21 protein-coding genes are annotated in these 20,453 nt (G+C 64.6%); 6 read left to right on the top strand and 15 right to left on the bottom strand.

Annotated elements, in window-relative coordinates; translation table 11 throughout:
• Positions 1-135 precede the first annotated feature (135 nt).
• The 9 genes from msrQ to mrcB all read right to left on the bottom strand — a co-directional run bounded on the left by msrQ (position 136) and on the right by mrcB (position 9,990).
• Positions 136-744 (bottom strand): protein-methionine-sulfoxide reductase heme-binding subunit MsrQ, encoded by a 609-nt coding sequence (gene msrQ / locus CC207_RS01175; protein ID WP_028691213.1) that lies wholly within the window; start codon positions 742-744, stop codon positions 136-138.
• On the bottom strand, positions 744-1,757 hold the full coding sequence (msrP, locus tag CC207_RS01170) for a protein-methionine-sulfoxide reductase catalytic subunit MsrP (protein ID WP_069017550.1): 1,014 nt from the start codon (positions 1,755-1,757) through the stop codon (positions 744-746). The genes msrQ and msrP overlap by 1 nt, the downstream gene beginning before the upstream one ends.
• 77 nt (positions 1,758-1,834) lie before the next feature.
• Complete coding sequence (gene pssA / locus CC207_RS01165) at positions 1,835-2,686, bottom strand: CDP-diacylglycerol--serine O-phosphatidyltransferase (RefSeq protein WP_028691215.1); 852 nt, start codon at positions 2,684-2,686, stop codon at positions 1,835-1,837.
• A 151-nt stretch (positions 2,687-2,837) separates the two neighbouring features.
• Complete coding sequence (gene ilvC / locus CC207_RS01160; RefSeq protein ID WP_028691216.1) at positions 2,838-3,854, bottom strand: ketol-acid reductoisomerase; 1,017 nt, start codon at positions 3,852-3,854, stop codon at positions 2,838-2,840.
• Between the two features lie 54 nt (positions 3,855-3,908).
• Positions 3,909-4,400 (bottom strand): acetolactate synthase small subunit, encoded by a 492-nt coding sequence (ilvN, locus tag CC207_RS01155; RefSeq protein ID WP_003250040.1) that lies wholly within the window; start codon positions 4,398-4,400, stop codon positions 3,909-3,911.
• 1 nt (position 4,401) lies between these two features.
• A complete protein-coding gene (locus CC207_RS01150; protein ID WP_028691217.1) occupies positions 4,402-6,126 on the bottom strand; it encodes an acetolactate synthase 3 large subunit in 1,725 nt (574 codons plus the stop codon).
• Between the two features lie 407 nt (positions 6,127-6,533).
• A complete protein-coding gene (locus tag CC207_RS01145) occupies positions 6,534-6,866 on the bottom strand; it encodes a YqcC family protein (protein ID WP_069017549.1) in 333 nt (110 codons plus the stop codon).
• Positions 6,863-7,642 carry a M48 family metallopeptidase gene (locus tag CC207_RS01140; protein WP_028691219.1) on the bottom strand — a complete coding sequence of 260 codons (780 nt, stop codon included), beginning with the start codon at positions 7,640-7,642 and terminating at the stop codon, positions 6,863-6,865. The genes CC207_RS01145 and CC207_RS01140 overlap by 4 nt, the downstream gene beginning before the upstream one ends.
• 26 nt (positions 7,643-7,668) lie before the next feature.
• Entirely contained in the window at positions 7,669-9,990 is a 2,322-nt protein-coding gene (gene mrcB, locus CC207_RS01135; RefSeq protein WP_028691220.1) for a penicillin-binding protein 1B, read from the bottom strand.
• 117 nt (positions 9,991-10,107) lie between these two features.
• Here mrcB and CC207_RS01130 point away from each other — a divergent pair, with 117 nt between their 5' ends.
• From CC207_RS01130 to CC207_RS01120, 3 genes are all read left to right on the top strand, one after another.
• Positions 10,108-11,670 carry a bifunctional aminoglycoside phosphotransferase/ATP-binding protein gene (locus CC207_RS01130; protein ID WP_088851450.1) on the top strand — a complete coding sequence of 521 codons (1,563 nt, stop codon included), beginning with the start codon at positions 10,108-10,110 and terminating at the stop codon, positions 11,668-11,670.
• Between the two features lie 100 nt (positions 11,671-11,770).
• Positions 11,771-12,124 carry a pentapeptide repeat-containing protein gene (locus CC207_RS01125; protein WP_088851449.1) on the top strand — a complete coding sequence of 118 codons (354 nt, stop codon included), beginning with the start codon at positions 11,771-11,773 and terminating at the stop codon, positions 12,122-12,124.
• Positions 12,125-12,401: 277 nt separating this feature from the next.
• Positions 12,402-12,680 carry a TfoX/Sxy family protein gene (locus tag CC207_RS01120; protein WP_028691223.1) on the top strand — a complete coding sequence of 93 codons (279 nt, stop codon included), beginning with the start codon at positions 12,402-12,404 and terminating at the stop codon, positions 12,678-12,680.
• Positions 12,681-12,851: 171 nt separating this feature from the next.
• Here CC207_RS01120 and CC207_RS01115 read toward each other — a convergent pair whose 3' ends face one another.
• Genes CC207_RS01115 through CC207_RS01100 form a run of 4 tightly spaced genes read right to left on the bottom strand, consistent with a single transcriptional unit; the run spans position 12,852 to position 16,434 of the window.
• Positions 12,852-13,736 carry a ChaN family lipoprotein gene (locus CC207_RS01115; RefSeq protein WP_088851448.1) on the bottom strand — a complete coding sequence of 295 codons (885 nt, stop codon included), beginning with the start codon at positions 13,734-13,736 and terminating at the stop codon, positions 12,852-12,854.
• Positions 13,737-13,748: 12 nt separating this feature from the next.
• Complete coding sequence (locus CC207_RS01110) at positions 13,749-14,516, bottom strand: heme ABC transporter ATP-binding protein (protein WP_028691225.1); 768 nt, start codon at positions 14,514-14,516, stop codon at positions 13,749-13,751.
• Complete coding sequence (locus CC207_RS01105) at positions 14,516-15,499, bottom strand: iron ABC transporter permease (protein ID WP_178080942.1); 984 nt, start codon at positions 15,497-15,499, stop codon at positions 14,516-14,518. The genes CC207_RS01110 and CC207_RS01105 overlap by 1 nt, the downstream gene beginning before the upstream one ends.
• A 50-nt stretch (positions 15,500-15,549) precedes the next feature.
• Positions 15,550-16,434 carry a hemin ABC transporter substrate-binding protein gene (locus tag CC207_RS01100; RefSeq protein WP_088851446.1) on the bottom strand — a complete coding sequence of 295 codons (885 nt, stop codon included), beginning with the start codon at positions 16,432-16,434 and terminating at the stop codon, positions 15,550-15,552.
• 161 nt (positions 16,435-16,595) lie between these two features.
• Here CC207_RS01100 and CC207_RS01095 point away from each other — a divergent pair, with 161 nt between their 5' ends.
• Positions 16,596-16,913: a Rieske 2Fe-2S domain-containing protein gene (locus CC207_RS01095; RefSeq protein WP_028691228.1), complete on the top strand. Its 318-nt coding sequence runs from the start codon at positions 16,596-16,598 to the stop codon at positions 16,911-16,913.
• Here CC207_RS01095 and sfsA read toward each other — a convergent pair.
• Both sfsA and CC207_RS01085 read right to left on the bottom strand, forming a co-directional pair.
• Positions 16,903-17,616: a DNA/RNA nuclease SfsA gene (gene sfsA, locus CC207_RS01090; RefSeq protein ID WP_088851445.1), complete on the bottom strand. Its 714-nt coding sequence runs from the start codon at positions 17,614-17,616 to the stop codon at positions 16,903-16,905. The genes CC207_RS01095 and sfsA overlap by 11 nt on opposite strands.
• 3 nt (positions 17,617-17,619) lie before the next feature.
• Positions 17,620-18,792 carry a pyridoxal phosphate-dependent aminotransferase gene (locus CC207_RS01085; protein ID WP_028691230.1) on the bottom strand — a complete coding sequence of 391 codons (1,173 nt, stop codon included), beginning with the start codon at positions 18,790-18,792 and terminating at the stop codon, positions 17,620-17,622.
• 212 nt (positions 18,793-19,004) lie between these two features.
• Between CC207_RS01085 and dksA the strand changes: the two genes are divergently transcribed.
• Positions 19,005-19,448 carry an RNA polymerase-binding protein DksA gene (gene dksA, locus CC207_RS01080; protein ID WP_028691231.1) on the top strand — a complete coding sequence of 148 codons (444 nt, stop codon included), beginning with the start codon at positions 19,005-19,007 and terminating at the stop codon, positions 19,446-19,448.
• A 100-nt stretch (positions 19,449-19,548) separates the two neighbouring features.
• Complete coding sequence (gene gluQRS, locus CC207_RS01075) at positions 19,549-20,436, top strand: tRNA glutamyl-Q(34) synthetase GluQRS (RefSeq protein WP_088851444.1); 888 nt, start codon at positions 19,549-19,551, stop codon at positions 20,434-20,436.
• Positions 20,437-20,453: the final 17 nt, after the last annotated feature.

The following is a 20,453-nucleotide window of genomic DNA, read 5'->3' as shown; positions in this document are numbered from 1 at the left end:
ACCGAAGCACCTCCGCCACCCTCTTCAACAATCAACTCATTGATATTCAAGGAGTTTTTCGTTCCGATGTCGCTGGAAGTGGGGCGCATTGTAAGGGAATCTGAGAGGGCGTCAAGCTTTTATTAAAGAAAGATTTCAGGCCGCCCTCCCCCGCCCCATCAATCGTGGAACACGCCGCCATACCGGGGGAATGCGCAGCACCAGCAGCAAGACTCCGATAGCGGCATACACCGCCCATTCCTTCAGGTCCGAGCGCACGATCCACAGGAAGTGCAACAGACCCAGCCCGAGAATCACATAGACCAGCCTGTGCAGCTTTTTCCACCGCGCCCCCAGGCGCCGCTGGCTGTAACGGTTGGAGGTAACCGCAAGCGCCAGCAGGCCAAGGAAACCCAAGGCGCCAACAATGATGTAGGGCCGCTTGCGCAGCTCGACGCCGAACTGCCCCCAATCCAGCCCCAGGATGAACACCATGTACGCCGTCATGTGCAGGACTATATAAGCAAAGCACCACAGCCCCAGCTGGCGCCGCACCACAATCCACCCCGACCACCCCGTCAGCCGCTGCAGCGGCGTCATGCCCAGGGTGATAAGCAAAAACACCAACGCCCCCAAACCAAGTCGGTCCATCATGATCTTCCCAGGATCCGGCCCAAGCAGCCCCATGGCAGCTTCATAGAACCACCACAGTGGAAACAGGCACCCCACGACGAAGATCGCCAGGCGAAACCAGGGATAGCGCATCAGTAGTTCTTCCGCAGGTCGAGACCGGTATAGAGCGACGCCACTTCATCGGCATAGCCGTTGAACATCAGCGTATCGCGCACATTGGGACTGAACAGCCCGCTGGGCAAGCGGCGCTCCCGCGCCTGGGTCCAGCGCGGGTGGTCGACCGTCGGGTTGACGTTGGCATAGAAGCCGTATTCGTCCGGCGCCAGCCCCTGCCAGGTGGTCTGCGGCTGCTCCGCCACCAGGCTGATGCGCACGATCGACTTGATGCTCTTGAATCCGTACTTCCATGGCACCACCAGGCGCAGCGGCGCGCCGTTCTGGTTGGGCAGCTCGCGGCCATACATGCCCACCGCCAGAATCGCCAACGGGTTCATCGCCTCATCCAGGCGCAAGCCCTCCACATACGGCCAGTTGATCAGGGCGAAGCCGGAACGCTGGCCGGGCATGCTCTTGGGGTCTTCCAGGGTTTCGAAACGGATGTAGCGCGCCTTCGAGGTAGGCTCGACCTGTTTGAGCACCTGCGCCAAGGGGAAGCCTAACCAGGGAATCACCATCGACCAGGCCTCCACGCAGCGCAGGCGGTAGATCCGCTCCTCGAGCTGGTAAGGCTTGATGAAGTCCTCCAGCGCATAGCGCCCGGGCTTGGCCACCTCGCCATCGACCACCAGGCTCCAGGGTTCGGTCTTCAGACCGCCGGCATTGGCCGCCGGATCGCCCTTGTCGGGGCCGAACTCATAGAAGTTGTTGTAGTGGGTGGCGTCCTTGAACGGCGTGATCGCTTCGCCACTGACGGTGACCGCCTGCCAGCGGGTGCTGGCCAGCTTGTCGCTGAACCAGCCGGGGGCGGCACCGCCCTCGACATCGGCATAGCGGGACACCTCGGCAGCCGCGCCCAACCGCGGCAACGCGCCCAGGGCCACGCCCGCCAGGCCCGCGCCTAGCAAGGTGCGACGGGAGAAGTAGATGGATTCGGGGGTGATCTCCGACGCTTTGCAGTCGGATGGTCGGGGAAGCTTGATGAGCATGGCGGCTCCACAGTACGGGTCACTGATGTACACGTAAGACTATGGAGCCTGCAGGTTATTCCGCGATTAAATCCTTGTCAGGATTTACGACGGCGCGCCCGCAACAGGAACTGGATCGGCCCCGATGCAGCATAGGCAAGGAAGATCAGCAGCAGGATGCGCGGCGGATCGCTGAACACCACGGCGAACACCAGCACCACGGCGAGGATGGCGACGAAGGGCACGCGGCCCTTGAGATCGAGTTCCTTGAAGCTGTTGTACTTGATGTTGCTGACCATCAGCATGCCCGCGGCCGCCACCAGCAGCGCCACCAGGAACGACAGCTTGGAGCCCTGGATGCCGTAGTCGCTGAACGCCCAGACGGTACCAGCCACCACGCCGGCCGCCGCCGGGCTGGCCAGGCCGATGAAGTAGCGCTTGTCGGCGGTGCCGACCTGGGTGTTGAAACGCGCCAGGCGCAGCGCGGCGCCGGCCACATAGATGAAGGCGACCATCCAGCCGACCTTGCCCATGTCCCCCAGTGCCCAGCCGAACGCCAGCAACGCCGGGGCCACGCCGAAGGCGACCATGTCCGACAGCGAGTCGTACTCGGCGCCGAAGGCACTTTGCGTATTGGTCATGCGGGCCACGCGGCCATCGAGGCCGTCGAGGACCATGGCGACGAAGATCGCGATGGCGGCGAAGGCGAAATACTTGCTCGCCTCCCGTGGATCACCCGCGCTCAGGGCGCTCTGCGCGCTCATCGAGCTGATGATGGAATAGAAGCCGGCGAACAGGTTCGCGGTGGTGAACAGGTTGGGCAGCAGATAGATACCGCGGTGACGCACCTTGCGCCCTTCGGCGTCGTGACCTTCTTCAACGTGCTCATCGACAGGTAGCAGGCTTTCGGCGTCGGAGGGCTTGTTCGGCTCTTCGGGACGTTCGCTCATGAAAAGTACCTTGCAACAGGGTGGAATATGTTCGACATGGGCTCGGCAAAACCGTTTTAACAGCGAGCCACTGGTCGCTTTATACCAGAAGCTGACCGCGCAAACGAAAAAACGCGGCCGAAGCCGCGTTTTTCATTTATCGACGCAAGACTCAGTTCTTGGTCTTGTCGACGATCTTGTTGGCCGAGATCCAAGGCATCATCGAACGCAGTTGCTCGCCGATGATTTCGATGCCGTGGGCGGCGTTGTTGCGACGCTTGGCGGTCATCGAAGGATAGTTGGTGGCGCCTTCGCTGATGAACATCTTCGCGTACTCGCCGTCCTGGATGCGCTTGAGGGCATTGCGCATGGCCTTGCGGGATTCTTCGTTGATGACTTCTGGGCCGGTGACGTACTCACCGTACTCGGCGTTGTTGGAGATCGAGTAGTTCATGTTGGCGATACCGCCTTCGTACATGAGGTCGACGATCAGCTTCAGCTCGTGCAGGCACTCGAAGTAGGCCATTTCCGGGGCGTAGCCCGCTTCGACCAGGGTCTCGAAACCGGCCTTGACCAGTTCCACGGTACCGCCGCACAGAACGGCCTGCTCACCGAACAGGTCGGTTTCGGTCTCGTCCTTGAAGGTGGTTTCGATGATGCCGGTACGGCCACCACCGACACCAGCGGCGTAGGACAGGGCGACGTTCTTGGCGTTGCCCGAGGCGTCCTGGTAGACAGCGATCAGGTCAGGGATGCCGCCGCCCTTGACGAACTCGGAGCGCACGGTGTGGCCCGGGGCCTTCGGCGCGATCATGATCACGTCGAGGTCGGCACGCGGAACGACCTGGTTGTAGTGGATCGAGAAGCCGTGGGAGAAGGCCAGGGTGGCGCCCTTCTTGATGTTCGGCTCGATCTCGTTCTTGTACAGCTGGCCCTGGAATTCGTCCGGGGTGAGGATCATGACCAGGTCGGCAGCGGCGACGGCGGTAGCCACGTCAGCCACTTTCAGGCCGTGGGCTTCTGCCTTGGCAACGGTGGCCGACCCTTTACGCAGACCGACGGTAACGTCCACACCGGAGTCCTTCAGGTTGCACGCCTGGGCGTGACCTTGCGAACCGTAACCGATGATGGCGACTTTCTTGCCCTGGATGATGGAAAGGTCGCAGTCTTTGTCGTAGAAAACTTTCATGAAAATACCCCTGTTATATCTCGGCCCCAGCGGAGCCATCGCTAGTTTTTGAAGTTAGATGCTGAGCACTTTGTCGCCACGGGCAATGCCGGTGACGCCACTGCGCACGGTTTCGAGAATCGATGCGGTGCCGATGGCCTGGATGAAGCTGTCCAGCTTGTCGCTGGTGCCGCTCAGCTGCACGGTGTACACGCTGGCGGTCACGTCGACGATCTGGCCACGGAAGATATCCGTGGTGCGCTTGATTTCGGCGCGCTGGGCACCGGTGGCCTTGACCTTGACCAGCATCAGTTCGCGCTCGATGTGGGCGCTTTCCGACAGGTCCACAAGCTTGACCACTTCGACCAGCTTGTTCAGGTTCTTGGTGATCTGCTCGATCACCTCGTCATGGCCAACGGTGGTCAGCGTCAGACGCGACAAGGTCGGGTCTTCGGTCGGTGCCACGGTCAGGCTTTCAATGTTGTAGTTGCGCTGGGAGAACAGACCGACCACGCGAGACAAGGCACCGGGTTCGTTTTCCAGCAGCAGGGAGATGATGTGCCGCATATCAGGTACGCTCCGTCTTGCTCAGCCACATGTCACGCATCGAGCCGTCCTTGATCTGCATCGGATAGACGTGCTCGGTCCGGTCGACCGCGATGTCGATGAACACCAGGCGGTCCTTCATCGCGAAAGCCTCTTCCAGCTTCGGCTTGAGGTCCTTCAGGCTGGTGATGCGGATGCCCACATGGCCATAGGCCTCGGCCAGCTTGACGAAGTCCGGCAGCGACTCGACGTAGGAGTGCGAGTGGCGACCGTTGTAGGCCATGTCCTGCCATTGGCGGACCATGCCCAGCACACCGTTGTTCAAGTTCACGATCTTCACCGGCAGGCCGTACTGCATGCAGGTGGACAGCTCCTGGATGTTCATCTGGATGCTGCCTTCACCGGTGACGCAGGCCACGTCCTGGTCAGGGAAGTTGAGCTTGATGCCCATGGCCGCCGGGAAACCGAAGCCCATGGTGCCCAGGCCACCGGAGTTGATCCAGCGGTTGGGTTTGTTGAAGCGATAGTACTGGGCCGCGAACATCTGGTGCTGGCCCACGTCGGAGGTGACGAAGGCATCGCCTTTTGTCACTTCGCACAGGGTCTCGATCACCTGCTGCGGCTTGATGAGGTTGCCGTCGCCCTTGTCGTAGGGGAACAGTGCACCGTCGCCGCGCCATTCGTCGATCTGCTTCCACCAGGCATCCAGCGCCGCCTTGTCGGGTTGCTCGCCGATCTCCTTGAGGATGGTGAGCATCTCGCTCAACACGCTCTCGACCGGGCCGACGATCGGCACATCGGCCTTGATCATCTTGGAGATCGACGCCGGGTCGATGTCGATGTGGATGATCTTGGCGTTCGGGCAGAACTTGGCCGGGCCGTTAACCACGCGGTCGTCGAACCGCGCGCCGACGGCGAAGATCACGTCGGCGTGGTGCATGGCCATGTTGGCGGTGTAGCTGCCGTGCATGCCGAGCATGCCGAGGAACTGGCGATCGGTGCCCGGGAAGCCGCCGAGGCCCATCAAGGTGTTGGTGACCGGCAGGTTCAGCGACTTGGCGATTTCGGTGAGGGCTTCGGAGCCGCCGCCGAGGATCACGCCACCACCGGAGTAGACGATCGGGCGCTTGGCCGCCAGGAGCATCTCGGCCGCCTTGCGGATCTGCCCGGAGTGACCACGAACAGCCGGGCTATACGAACGCAACTTGACCTTTTTCGGGTAGATGTACTCGAACTTCTCGGCCGGGTTGGTCATATCTTTTGGAATATCGACCACCACCGGGCCGGGACGGCCGGACTGCGCAAGATAGAAGGCTTTTTTCAGGACTTCGGGGATTTCCGAGGCGTGCTTGATCATGAAGCTGTGCTTCACGATCGGCCGGGAGATACCGATCATGTCGGTTTCCTGGAACGCGTCGGTGCCGACCATGGTGCTGGGCACCTGGCCAGACAGGATGACCATCGGAATGGAATCCATGTAGGCGGTGGCAATGCCGGTAATGGCATTGGTCGCGCCCGGACCGGAAGTCACCAGGACCACGCCGGCCTTGCCGGTGGCACGGGCGTAACCGTCCGCCATATGGGTGGCAGCCTGCTCGTGACGGACCAGGATGTGCTGGACTTCCGGTTCCTTGAACAGGGCATCGTAAACATGAAGGAGAGCACCGCCAGGGTACCCGTAGATGTGCTTAACGCCTTCGTCACGCAAGAAGCGGACGACCATCTCAGCGCCAGATAAAAGCTCCACGTTGTTCACCTCTAAAACGCCAGAATACCGCCCTCACTGAGCGGGTCTTAATAGGTTTACTGCCAAGCAGAGCATGAGCGAACGTCAGCACTGACTGAGCAAGTATTGGGAGTGCCCTGGTGTGTTGCGGGCCTTCCCACCCAGCGCGAGGTAACGCGTTGCGGGGTGTTACAAGTCGGCGCGGGTGTGCGCCTCATGATCTGCTTAGCGGGTCTGCTTCTGGCAGTCCCTCTACAGCGGAATCTGGATTCTTGTGATTCGGCGCGCACAAGTCAAGAGAAATTATTGCCAATTTTTCCGCAAGATGAATCTCCGCCACCACTAAAAAGGCCGGCAGCAGCAGATATAAGAAGATTTTCATAAAAAAGGGCCACAATCTGCGGCCCTTGATGGAAAAAGAGAAGAAATCAGGCGGAGGGGCTGATCAAATGGTCGAATGCTGCCAACAGGCGCCGTAGCTCGCGGCTTTGTTCCGGACGGTCGACAAACACCGTCTCGGCCATGACCAGGATGCCCGAGGCATTGGGCAGCGGGTGACCGTGCTCGAGAATCAGTTTCATCCGCGGCAGGAAGATCCACTGCAGCCACTGCTCGAAGGCCATGCTGTCGACGGCGAACGGCACCACGCTGGCCAGCGCCTCGGCGCTGGGCGTGGCATCACTCCACCAACCTTGGACCTTGAGCTCGCGCTCGATCAGCAGCAAGTGGTCGGCGATATCGAGGATGCGCTGCTCCATCACAGGTTGACCCGCGCCTTCTGCCGCGCCAGGGCGGCACCTGCGCTGTCACCTTGCTTCTCGCGGGCCTGGGCGATGGTGTTCCACAGCTGGGCCTGCAGGTCTGGGCGACCGTTGGCGTAGGTCAGCGCACGGCGTGCCAGTTGCTCGGACTGCGCCGCATCGCCCTGGGACAGGCGCACCTGAGCCAGGCGGAACAGCACCTGCGGCTCACGCGGGGCGATGCGCTGGGCACGCTCCAGGCTCGACGCGGCGCCGTTAAAGTCGCCACTGCCCTGCTGCTGCTGGGCGGTGGTCAGCAGCGCCAGCACCGGGCCGTCGAGCTGTTCGTCGGCGGACAGGCCGCCGCCGGACGTGTTGCCACGCGGGATACCGGTCGGGGCACTGGTCACCGGCGCCGGATTGCTCATCGAGGCGATATCGAACGGTTCGTCGGCGATCGGGTTGGGGTTGGTCGTGATCGGGCCGCTGCTGACCGGGCCCGGGGTGATCGGGCCGGTGCTGATCGGCGCCGGCCCGGTGCCTGCCGGGAACGACTGGATCGGCGCGCCGCCGGTCCCTTGCGGGATCATCACGGTGACGCCGGAGTCTTCCGGCAATGACTGGGCCTGGCTGCTGCCACCGCTGGTCGGATAGGCCGACGTGCGGTTGGCCGAGACGCGCTCGCTGTTGGAGACCCGGGTGCTCGAATCGACCACCGGAATGTTGCCACGCGGGACGCTGGCACAGCCGTGCAGCACGGTCACTGCCGCCACGGCAGGAATCCACCACTTGTTCACTTCACACCCTCTTCAGAAGCTCGCGCTCAATTCATCCAGCCCTTGACCCAGTCCATCACCTCTTCGGCCGGGTTCTGCTCGCCACCACAGGTGGCGCCAGCGGGTGGTTCACTGCCACGAATATACGGCATCTGCACCGCTCCCGGACAGCTGCCGTCGGAACCCTGGCCGCTGTATGGATCGATCCAGGCCTGCACCACGTTGTCCGGCTGCGGCATGTCCAGCGGCAGCGGGTCGGCCTTCTTCATGAAGCTGGTCCACACCTGCAGCGCGCCGGTGGCACCGGTGAACGGCGTCTTGCCGTTGTCGTCGCGGCCCAGCCAGACCACCGCCAGCAGGTCCTGGCTGAAGCCGGAGAACCAGCTGTCGCGCGAGTCGTTGCTGGTACCGGTCTTGCCCGCCAGGGTCAGCGAGCTCGGCAGCACGCTGTAGACCGAGCGACCGGTGCCTTCGCGCATCACCCGCTGCATGGCGTTCTGCACCAGGTAGATCGAACCCGGATCGAAGGTCTGCTGGATCTGGAACGGGTAGCGCTTGAGCGGCTCGCCTTCGGCGGTGAGCACGCTGCGGATACCGCGCATCGGCGTGTTGAAGCCACCGTTGGCGATGGTCTGGTACATGGTCGCCACCTGCATCGGCGACATGCCGCCGGCGCCCAGCAGCATCGATGGGAACGCCGGCCAGTCGACCTGCACGCCAAGCCGACCGATGGTCTTGATCACGTTGGGCACGCCGACTTCAAGGCCGAGCTTGGCGGTCGACAGGTTGTAGGAATTGGCCAGGCCCTGGTACAGGTAGATGGTGCCGTGAGGGCGGCGATCGTAGTTCTGCGGACGCCACACCTGGCCGTCGGCGCCCTTGACCGAGAACGGCTCGTCCTGCACCCAGCTGGTCAGGGTGAACTTGCTCGGTTGCTCCAGCGCGGTCAGGTAGACCGCCGGCTTGACCAGCGAGCCGATCGGCCGCACGGCGTCGATGGCGCGGTTGAAACCGGCAAAGCCCGACTGGCGGCTGCCGATCAATGCCTGCACTTCACCGGTCTCGGGGTTGGTGACGACCATGGCCGATTCCACTTCGTCGGCGCCCTTGCGCCCGGCAAGGCGCTTGAAGGTCTCGCTCATGGCGGTCTCGGCCTTCATCTGCAGGATCGGGTCGAAACTGGTGAAAATGCGCAGGCCTTCTTCGGTCAGGTCTTCATCGCGGTAGTCCTGGCGCAGCTGACGCTTGACCAGGTCGAGGAAGGCCGGGAACGAGCTGTCGGCCAGGCTGCCGCGCTTGGTCACGCCCAGCGGCATCTTCTTCGCCGCGTCGACCACCTCCTGCGTGGCCACGCCCTGCTCGGCGAGCAGGTCGAGCACCAGGTTGCGCCGTTGCAGGGCGCGCTCGGGGTAGCGGCGCGGGTTGTAGTAGGACGGGCCCTTGACCATGCCCACCAGCAGGGCGATCTGGTGCAGCTTGAGCTCCTGCAGCGGCTGGCTGAAGAAGAACTGGCTGGCCAGACCGAAGCCGTGCACCGCGCGCTGGCCGTCCTGGCCGATGAACACTTCGTTCAGGTAGGCCTCGAGGATCTCGCGCTTGTCATAGTGCAGTTCCAGAAGCAGCGACATCATCGCCTCGGTCAGCTTGCGGCTGAGGCTACGCTCGTTGGTCAGGAAGAAGTTCTTCACCAACTGCTGGGTCAGGGTACTGCCGCCCTGGCGCATGGCGCCGGAGGAGGTGTTGACCCACACCGCCCGGGCAATGGACTTGGGTGACACGCCGAAGTGGCTGTAGAAATCGCGGTCTTCGGTGGCGATCAGGGTTTCCACCAGGTAGGGCGGCACCTGGTCGATCTTGATCAGGATGCGGTCTTCAAGGTTCTTCGGGTAGATGCCGCCGATCATCAGCGGCTCCAGGCGTACCACGTCGAGCTTGCCGCCATTGGCGCCGCTCAAGCCCGCGACATAGTCGCCGGAAAAGCGCACACGCACGAACTGCGCTGGCTCCATACCTTCATAGAACTGGAAGCCACGGGTGTTGAGGTCGACGTTGTTGCCGTTGACCGACGCGGCGCCCGGGCCATTGGCCACGCCTTCGCGGCGATAGCCCAGGGCATCGAGTTCGGTGAGGAAGTCGTTCTTGCTCAGCTTCTGGCCGACGAACAGCTCCAGCGGCCGGGCATACACCTTGGCCGGGATGGTCCAGCGCTTGCCGGAGAACTTCTCCTGGACGGTGGCATCGAGGTAGACCGCGAAGCCGGCGATCACCACCAGGCCGACCAGGCTGAGCTTGAGTGCCCAGCCCAGCCAGGCGCGGGCGCGGCCGGTCGGGCGTTTTTTAGGGGTGCGGGAATTTCGGGTACGTGTCATGGCGGCGGATTATACGCACTTTGGAAAAGGGGGGCAGACGCCCCTCGGCGGTTTGCAGGGACGGCACCATTGACCATAATGTCCGATTCGAATTCCCTGACTCCTGAAGGATGATCCGTGAGCCAAGCCCTGATCAGCGCGCTGCAGAACCCCGCCCTCTATCCGCACCCGGTTGCGGGCTTCCAGCTCATCGAGACGCACATCTCCTGGGTTTTGCTCACCGGCGAGTACGCCTACAAGATCAAGAAGCCCATGAACTTCGGCTTCCTCGACTTCACCGGCCTGGACCAGCGCGGGCATTTTTGTAACGAAGAGCTGCGGCTGAACCAGCGCCTGACCGAAGGCCTGTACCTGGAAGTGCTGCCGATCACCGGCAGCGTCGAGGCCCCACAGGTCGGCGGCGAAGGCCCGGCGATCGAGTACGCGCTGAAGATGCGCCAGTTCCCCCAGGACCAGATGCTCAGCACCCTGCAGGCCAACGGCGAGCTGAACGCCGGTCACATCGACCAGATGGCCAGGCAGATCGCCGAGTTCCACCTGCAGGCGCCGAAAGTGCCGGTCGACCATCCGTTGGGCACCCCGGACGCGGTCATGGCGCCGGTGGAGCAGAACTTCGAGCAGATCCGCCCGTTCCTGACCGACAAGGTCGACCTGCAGCAACTGGACAACCTGCAGGCCTGGGCCCAGGACAGCTTCAAGCGCCTGCATAGCCTGCTCGAGGCGCGCAAGGCCAATGGTTTCATTCGTGAGTGCCACGGCGATATCCACCTGGGCAACGCCACCCTGATCGACGGCAAGGTGGTGATCTTCGACTGCATCGAGTTCAACGAGCCGTTCCGCCTGACCGATGTCTACGCTGACGTCGGCTTCCTGGCCATGGACCTCGAGGACCGCGGCCTGAAGTGCCTGTCGCGACGCTTCATCAGCCAGTACCTGGAACTGACCGGTGACTACCAAGGCCTGGAACTGTTGAACTTCTACAAGGCCTATCGCGCCCTGGTGCGGGCCAAGGTCGCGCTGTTCAGCCTGTCGCACGACGCCGACGGCGTGCAGCGCGCCACCACCCTGCGCACCTACCGCAACTACGCCAACCTGGCCGAAAGCTACAGCGCTATCCCTTCGCGCCTGCTGGCTGTCACCCAGGGCGTCTCGGCGGTGGGCAAGAGCCATGTGGCGATGCGTCTTGTCGAGGCCTTGGGCGCGGTGCGCGTGCGTTCGGACGTGGAGCGCAAGCGCCTGTTCGGCAAGCAGTCGGCGGCCGACGCGGGCCAGCTCGAGGCGGGCATCTACGACAAGGAAGCCAGCATCGCCACCTACCAGCGCCTGCATGAGCTGGCGGCGATCATCCTGCACGCCGGTTTCCCGGTGGTACTCGACGCCACCTACCTCAAGCATGACCAGCGCAAGGCGGCTGCGGACGTCGCCAGCGAGACCGGCGTGCCGTTCCTGATTCTCGACTGCCAGGCCCCCGACGCGGTGATCGCCAGCTGGCTGGCCCAGCGCCAGGCCGAAGCCATCGACCCGTCGGACGCCACCCTGGAAGTGATCCAGGCGCAGCAGGCCAGCCGCGACCCGCTGGATGTCGAGGAGCAGAAGCACAGCAAGCGCGTGAACACCCAGGAAAGCGCCAGCATGGACCAGTTGATCGAGCAGATCCGCCAGCACCTGCCCGGCCTTTGAGCCACAAGGCGTGAAGCAGTCGACAGTTCACGCCTGAAGTCAGGCGCCCCTCCAGTGATGTCATTACAATATCATCACACCCCACGGAGGAGGCGCCGCCATGAATCAGCCCCGTCAGCTGGACAACGTCCTGTACACGATGATCCGCGACGAGAAGATCGCGGCGTTCAACCGCGAGAAGCCCAGCGATACGACTATCGACTTTCGAGGCGGTGATTTCCGCGGCCTGGACCTGCGCGCCCTGGATGTGCGCGGCATCGACTTCACCGACGCGTACTTTCGCGCCGCAGACCTGCGCGGGCTCGACCTGCGCGAAAACGGCCTGGAGGGCGCCAGCCTCGCCCACGCGCAGATCTCCGGGACCTACTTCCCGGCTGAGCTCAGCGCCGACGAAATCCTGATGTCAGTGAAGTTCGGGACGCGGATGCGATATCGCAGTGCTCGCCAAGGGTAAGTGCCTGGCCTGCGCCAGGCTGTGGATGGGAACTTTGTGGGAGCGGACACACGTGGGAGCGGGCTTGCCCCGCGATAGCGTCTGCCCCAGCGATCGCCATCGCGGGACAAGCCCGCTCCCACGCAACCCGCTCCCATAGGGTCCCACCCAGCGAAAGTACTGCATCCCGTCGGCGCCGATGGCAAAAGGCCGCGTTATTCACAACCCCCGCTACACTCCTCATTGACCTGCTCGCGATTTATCCCCACGACCCGTTCAGCCATCGCAAGGAGGCTCGATGAACGATGAATTGCAGCATCTGAAAAACCTTGGCAAGACCTCCGCGCAATGGCTGCACGCCGTCGGTATCCACAGTGCTTCGGACCTGCGCCGGCTCGGCGCGGTGGGTGCCTATCAAGCCGTGAGAACGCGAGGATTCCGGGCTTCGAAGGTGTTGTTGTACGCCATCGAGGGGGCCCTGCTGGACATGCACTGGAACGACCTGCCGGCCGAACGCAAGCAAGCGCTGAACCAGCAGCTCGACGCGAAGTGCCCGGCACAGAAAAACGAAAAATAATTCGCAAAAGGCATTGACCTCGAAATGAGAATCGTTATGATTATCACAACTGGTCGCGAGACTGGTTGGGTAACCTGAATGCTCCCTGGTTCGGACGCTCAGATTATCTCCTCATCAGGCTAATCACGGTTATTGACCCGGCACTTTGCCGGGTCTTTTTTTGCCCGCGATTCAGTGCGCCTTGCGCAGCTGGGCGCAGTAGTCCTGCTCCAGCGTCGCCGGGGTATACCAGACGAAGTCAGCCATGGCTGGCTCGACCGCCTCCCCCACTTCCGCCAGCAACAGCACCGTGCCCTCGGCATTGGCGCCGAGATCGGCCAGGTGCAGGGGCACGCCCAGGTCCTTGCGCGCATGGTAGCTGCCGGTGAGCAGCAGTGCCGGCTGTGGCGCGGCCAGCAGCCGCTCGGCGATGCGTCGGTCACGCTGCTGCTGCACCGCCAGCATCGCCGGTAGCTGGCTTTCCGGCAGCAGGTTGCAGTGGCCGGCGCGCACCTGGGCCAGCAGCGCCTGCACCACTGCCGGCGCATTGGAGCGCTCGCCCGGGGGTGTCGCTGGCTGCCGATAGGCCTGGCGGACTTCCTCCGGCGACAGGTTAGCGGCCAGCAGCGGGTAAGGTTGGGCCAGGGCCTCGCGGACGATCGGCCCGTACAGCGCCCAGTTCCAGCCGGGCTGCCAGTCGAGGGCCTTGGGCAGGTCGGCTGCCGGCGACACCTTGCCCTTCTGCGCATCGACCAGGGCCTGCTGTCGCGGCTCGAGCATTTCCAGCAGCAGGCTGCCCTGTGGCCGGCGGCTCTCCAGGGCACGCAGCAACCAGAGCTGCAGGCGGTGGTGGTCGGGATTGTCGTGCTTTTCACCCACCAGCACCCGTGGCGCATCGGCCAGGCGCTGGACCAGCTGCCCGGGACTCAAGGCCTGGCCGCTGGACAATTCGATGATCTGCCCCAACTGGACGTTGTCACGGCCCTCGGTACCCTGCCAGGCCGGCACGGGTGGCAGGCTCGCCTGGCAACCACCCAGCGCCAGCACCAGACAGATGGACAGCAGGGGATGGCGCATGGTGCAAGCCTCTTAGCGAGTGATGATCAGCGGATGGCCGCGCTCCGGGTGCGGCTGGACCAGGACATCGATACCGAACACTGCCCGCAGCGCCGCCGGCGTCAGCACCTGTTGCGGCGTATCCAGGGCATGGCAGCGGCCCTGCTCCAGCAGCAGGATATGGTCACAGTAGCGCGCCGCCAGGTTCAGGTCATGCAGGATCACCAGCACCGCCGCGCCACGGTCGGCGAAGCTGCGCACCGCCTGCAGCGTGGTGTGCTGGTGCAGCGGATCGAGCGCGGAGGTGGGCTCGTCGAGCAGCAGCGTGGTGCCGGGCTCACCGGGCCACAGCTGGGCCAGCACCCGCGCCAAGTGCACGCGCTGGCGTTCGCCGCCGGACAGCGCCAGGTAGCTGCGCTCGACCAGATACCCCGCATCCGCCGCCGCCAGCGCCGCATCGACGATCTCCCGGTCACGCTGACGGCCGCTGGCATGGGGCAGTCGACCTAAGCCGACCACCTCATCGACACTGAATGCAAAGCCCAGGCTGGACACCTGCGGCAACACCGCCAGTCGCCGTGCCCGTTCCTGGCCCGGCCAGCCATCAAGGCTGCGACCATCGAGTTGCACCTGCCCGGCGCTGGGCGCCAGTTCGCCACACAGGGCGCCGAGCAGGCTGCTCTTGCCGGCACCGTTAGGCCCGAGCACGCCGAGGACCTGCCCGGGCCGCAGCGTCAGGTTGATGTCGTGCAGCACTTGGCTGCCACCACGCTTGAGAGACAGCCCTCGGACGTCGAGCATCAGCTGCGCACCTTCACCAGCAGGAACAGGAAGAATGGCGCCCCGATGAACGCGGTGACAATGCCGATAGGCAATTCCGCCGGGGCCAGGGCCAGGCGCGCGATCAAGTCGGCGAACAGCAGCAGGGTACCGCCCGCCAGCAACGAGGCCGGTAACAGCACCCGGTGGTCCGGTCCCGCCACCAGCCGCATCAGGTGCGGCACCACCAGGCCAATGAAACCGATCAGGCCGGCGGCGGCAACCGCCGCCCCCACGCCCAGCGCCGTGCAGAACACCAGTTCGCGCTTGAGCCCCTCGACCTCGATGCCCAGGTGTCGGGCTTCCGACTCGCCCAGCAGCAAGGCGTTGAGTGCCTGCGCCCGGCGCGGCAGCCACAGGGCCACGGCCGCCGCCACCAGCAGCAGGGGCCATAGCCGCTCATAGCTGGCGCCGTTGAGGCTGCCCAGGTTCCAGAACGTCAGGGTGCGCAGCGTGGCATCGTCGGCCAGGTAGGTGAACAGGCCCACCGCTGAGCCGCCGAGCGCGGTCATCGCGATACCGGCCAGGAGCATGGTGGCCACATTGGTCTGGCCGTCACGCCGCCCCAGGCGGTAGACCATCGCCGTCACGCCCAGCCCACCGACAAAGGCGCAGAGCGACAGCAGGTAAGGCGCGAACCAGTCGGGAATGCCCCCCAGCCAACTGCCGCCGACGATCGCCACCGCCGCGCCCAGGGCGGCGCCACTGGCGACGCCGACCAGCCCCGGGTCGGCCAGCGGGTTGCGGAACAGCCCCTGCATCGCCACGCCGGACAGCGCCAGCACGGCACCGACCGCCAGCCCGAGCAAGGTACGCGGCAGGCGGATCTGGCCGAGGATCATCTCGGCCTGCTCCAGGCCTTCGCCGGGCACCGGCAAGCCGACCAGGCGCAGGCCGGCGCGCAGGGTATCGAGCAACGGCAGGCTGACCGGGCCCAGCGCCAGCGACAGCCAGACCGCGAGCAGGCACAGCAACGCCAGGGTAATGAACAACGTACGTGGTCGAACCCGCTGCCTCATGGGGTGAAGCTGGCCTTGGCGGCAGGATAGAAGCTGGCGGCCAGCTCATGCAGGGTGGCCGGCAGGCGTGGGCCCAGGCCGCCGACCAGCAGCGTCGGGTCGAGCGACAGCAGGCGCTTGTCGCGCGCCGCGCGCGAAGTCGCCAGGGCCGGGTTTTCCTTGATCAGTGCCTGCAAGGCCTGCTCGCCGCTGAGGGCTCGGTCGGAGAACACCACCACGTCCGGATTCAGCGCGGCGAGGGCCTCCACCGAGAAGTTCTTGTAGCCCTGGTGATCGGCGAGGTTGCGTCCTCCCGCCTGGCGCAGCACCCAATCCCCGGCGGTACCCTGCCCCGCGATCATCGGCTTGGCGCCGTTATGGCCGACCAGCAGCAGGACACCGGGCGCCTTGTGCCCGGCCTGGGCCTGTTCGACCTCCTTGTGCAACACCTCCAGTTGCCGACGATAGTCGGAGGCCAGTGCCTCGGCCTTCTTCTCGTCATCCAGCAACGCCCCCAGATGCTTGAGGTTTTCGTCCACCGCATCAAGCTCAGCCTTGCTGGAGAACAACTCGACTCGTACCCCGGCCTTGCGGATCTGCGCCAATACTGGCGGCGGCCCCATCTCCTCGGTACCCACCAGCACATCGGGGCGCAGGCTGAGGATGCCCTCGGCCGACAACTGGCGCTGGTAGCCGATGCTGGGCAGCGCCTTGAGCGACTCGGGGTGTTGGCTGGTGGTGTCGACACCGACCAGCCGCTGCTCGCCGCCCAGGGCGCTGATCCACTCGCTCAGGGCGCCACCGGCGCTGACCCAGCGCTGCGGCAGCTCGGCGGCCATGGTGTGGGCGGACAGGGCAAGACCGGCGCACAGGGCAATCAAAGCAGCGGGACGGCGCATCATCGGATTCCTTTGCAGAGGGCGGGCAGCACACCTTGTGGCGGGCGGCACAAGTGCGCACCATAGACAGCCTGGCGCGACGAATGCGGGCAATTTGATAATTATTCGCATTGAAGCGTCAAGCCATCCCTTTGTCACACGGCTTAACCGGAAACTCCGCTGCAATGCATTTTCTCTGCGCCTCCAACGACCTCGCCGAGGGCCACAGCCGCGCCTTCAGCGTAGCCGGCGTGCCGCTGTTCGGCGTGCGCCGCCAGGGCAAGGTCCACCTCTACCGCAACCGCTGCCCGCACCGGGGCATCCCGCTGAACTGGGCGGCGGACAGCTTTCTCGACGACAGCGCGAGCCTGATCCAGTGCGCCCATCACGGGGCCCAGTTCCTCATAGAAAGCGGCGAATGCATCACTGGCCCCTGCGCGGGCGAGTGGCTGGAGGCCCTGGACTGCCGGGAAGACAGCCAGGGCATCTGGCTCACGGAGTGAGCAGCACCGGCAGCGGACGGTCGATGACCAGTTGCTGCGCATCCAGACGGGTGCCGTAGGCCAGTACCTCGACCCCTTGCGCCACGGCGGCGCGCAGGGCCTGGGCATAGGCGGCGTCGATCTCCTCGGCAGGGCGCACGGCCTCGATGCCGGTCAGGTTCACGCAATACAGCTGCACCGCGCGGATCCCCTGGCGCGCCAGGGTGGCCAGCTCGCGCAGGTGCTTGGCACCGCGCTGGGTGACGGCGTCGGGGAAGGCCGCCACCGGCGTGTCGGGGTAACCCAGGGTCACGCTCTTGACCTCGACATAGGCCTTGGCTCCGTCGGCATATTCCAGGTAGAAGTCGATCCGGCTGCGCTCCTCGCCATAGGCCACCTCACGCTTGAGCGTGGTGAAGCCGGCCAGCTCGCCGACCACGCCGGCGCGCAGGGCCTCCTCCACCACGGCGTTCGCGCGCCCGGTGTTAACGCAGGCCAGCCGGCCCTGGGGCGTTTCGCTGATTTCCCAGGTACCGGGCAACTTGCGCTTGGGGTCGTTGGAGCGGCTGAACCACACCTGCCCGCCCTCGCGCATGCAATTGAGCATGGAGCCGGTGTTGGGGCAGTGGATGGTGATCTGCTCGCCACTGGCCAACTCGATGTCGGCCAGGAAGCGTTTGTAGCGGCGCAGCAGGCGCGCCTGTTCCAGGGACGGAAACTGCATCGGTCAGCCCTGCCAGCTCTGCAGGCCACGGGCGATGCGCTGTACCGCCTCTTCCAGGCGCGGCAGGCTCTGGGTGTAGGCGAAACGCACATGATGACCGGCCTGGTGTCGGCCAAAGTCCAGGCCCGGGGTAAACGCCAGGTGCTCGGTTTCCAGGAAATGCCGGCAGAACGCGAAGGCATCGCCGCCAAACGCGCTGATGTCGGCATACAGATAGAAGGCCCCTTGGGGTTCCACGGCAATGCCGAAGCCCAGCCCGCGCAAAGCCGGCAGCAGGTAGTCGCGGCGACGGGCGAACTCGGCGCGGCGCTCCTCGAGGATGGCCAGGGTTTGCGGCTCGAAGCAAGCCAGCGCGGCGTGCTGGGCCATGCTCGGGGCACTGATGTAGAGGTTCTGCGCCAGCTTTTCCAGGTCGCCCACCGCCGACGGCGGTGCCACCAGCCAGCCCAGGCGCCAGCCGGTCATGCCGAAATATTTGGAAAAACTGTTGAGGACGAATGCCTCATCGTCCACCTCCAGCACGCTCGGCGCATCCATGCCGTAGGTGAGACCGTGGTAGATCTCGTCCACCACCAGATGCCCATGACGCTCGCGGGTGGCCTTGGAAAGGCTGGCCAGCTCGTCGCGGTCGAGCACCGTGCCGGTCGGGTTGGCCGGCGAGGCGACCAGGGCGCCGACGGTGTCCTTGTCCCAATGGCGATCGACAAGATCGGCGGTCAACTGGTAATTGACGTCCGGCCCCACCGGCACCAGTTGCGCACCGCCTTCGACCAGGCGCAGGAAATGCCGGTTGCACGGATAACCCGGGTCGGCCAGCAGCCAGTGCTTGCCCGGATCGACCAGCAGGCTGCTGGCCAGCAGCAGCGCGCCGGAACCGCCCGGGGTGATGAGCACGCGCTCTGGATCGAGGTCCACACCGTAGCGCTGGCCATAGAACCCGGCGATCGCCTCGCGCAGTTGCGGCAGGCCACGGGCCGCCGTGTAGCGGGTGTGCCCGGCGGCCAGGGCGGCCTGGCCGGCGGCGACGATCGGCGCGGCGGTGGTGAAGTCCGGCTCGCCGATCTCGAGGTGAATCACGTCGTGGCCCGCGGCCTGCAGCTCGTTGGCACGGGCCAGCAGGGCCATGACGTGGAAGGGTTCGATGGCGCGACTGCGCGCACTGTGTGGCTGAGCCATGGGCCTTCTCTCAATTGGGTCTAAACTGGTGATTCTACCTGTGCACGCCAACGAACGCGCCGGTGATGCCGCTGTCAAAAGCAGGCATAGGGCGGGGTAGCGCACCCCGGATCTATCTGGTAAGTTCGGCGGCTCGCAGTCGCAGGGCCGGCGGGCGCCGGAGATGGAAGCAGCCTGCGCATTGGATCAGATGAGTGAGAGGCGGTCTATTCATGTCCACCGTAGAAAAGCAAAAAGTCCAGACCATGTACGGTGTCGAACCCTACGTAGAGACCAAGGGTGAGGAGTACATGGGCGAGCTCATGAAGCAGCACTTCACCAAGCTCCTCAACGCCTGGAAAGGCGAGCTGATGGTCAGCGTGGATCGCACCGTGGACCACATGAAGGACGAAGCAGCCAACTTCCCCGACCCGGCGGACCGTGCCAGCCAGGAAGAAGAATTCGCCCTGGAGCTGCGCAACCGCGATCGCGAGCGCAAGCTGATCAAGAAGATCGACAAGACCCTCGACAAGATCAAGGCCGACGAGTACGGCTGGTGCGATTCCTGCGGCATCGAGATCGGCCTGCGCCGCCTCGAGGCCCGTCCGACCGCCGACCTGTGCTTCGACTGCAAGGAAATTGCAGAGAAGAAGGAAAAGACTGTCGGTAAAGGCTGATCCCGGACCCTCGCAGACGGGGCGTATCGGTTGTGGAAGCAGGCTAGCCCGCTTTCTACGACGGGTACGCCCCGTCTTCATTTATATAGCTGTGCAATCCATGAACGACTCCCGCTACATCGGCCGCTTCGCCCCCACCCCCAGCGGCTTCCTGCACTTCGGCTCGCTAGTCGCCGCCCTCGCCTCCTGGCTCGACGCCCGCGCCGTCAACGGTCGCTGGCTGCTGCGCATGGAAGACACCGACCCGCCCCGGGAGATGCCCGGCGCCCGTGACGCGATCCTGCAGACACTGGAGCGCTACGGGCTGGAGTGGGACGACGAGGTGGTGTTCCAGAGCCAGCGTCACGATGCCTATGCCACGGTAGTCGACCGCCTGTTCAACATGGGCCTGGCCTATGCCTGCACCTGCTCGCGCAAGCAGCTGGAAGGCCACAACGGCATCTACCCGGGTTTATGCCGCAACGCCGGGCACGCCCGCGAAGGCGCGGCGATCCGTCTGCGGGTGCCGGAGCTGATCTACCGATTCAGCGACCGGGTCCAGGGCACGTTCGAGCAACACCTGGGGCGCGAGGTGGGCGACTTCGTCATCCAGCGTCGCGACGGGCTGTATGCCTACCAGCTGGCGGTGGTGCTGGACGATGCCTGGCAGGGTGTCACCGATATCGTGCGCGGAGCCGACCTGCTGGACAACACGCCGCGCCAGCTGTACCTGCAGGAGTTGCTGGGGTTCTCGCAGCCGCGTTACCTGCACATTCCATTGATCGTGCAGCCGGACGGGCACAAGCTGGGCAAGTCGTACCGCTCGCCACCACTGGAGGCGGACCAGGCGACGCCATTGCTGCTGCGCGCCCTGCGGGCATTGGGACAGCAGGCAGATCCGGCACTGGCGGGGGCCAGCCCACGTGAAGTGCTTGCGGCGGCCCGGCAGCAATGGCGGCCGGAGCAAATTGCGCGGCAGATGACGGTGCCCGAGGCGCAATTGCGCTAAAGCAGTACCGGCCCTAT

The sequence above is a fragment of the Pseudomonas sp. DrBHI1 genome (assembly GCF_002205115.1).
GTDB lineage: Bacteria > Pseudomonadota > Gammaproteobacteria > Pseudomonadales > Pseudomonadaceae > Aquipseudomonas > Aquipseudomonas mosselii.
Note: the sequence above shows the minus strand (reverse complement) of the source record. Positions and strands in the feature narration are given on the sequence as shown.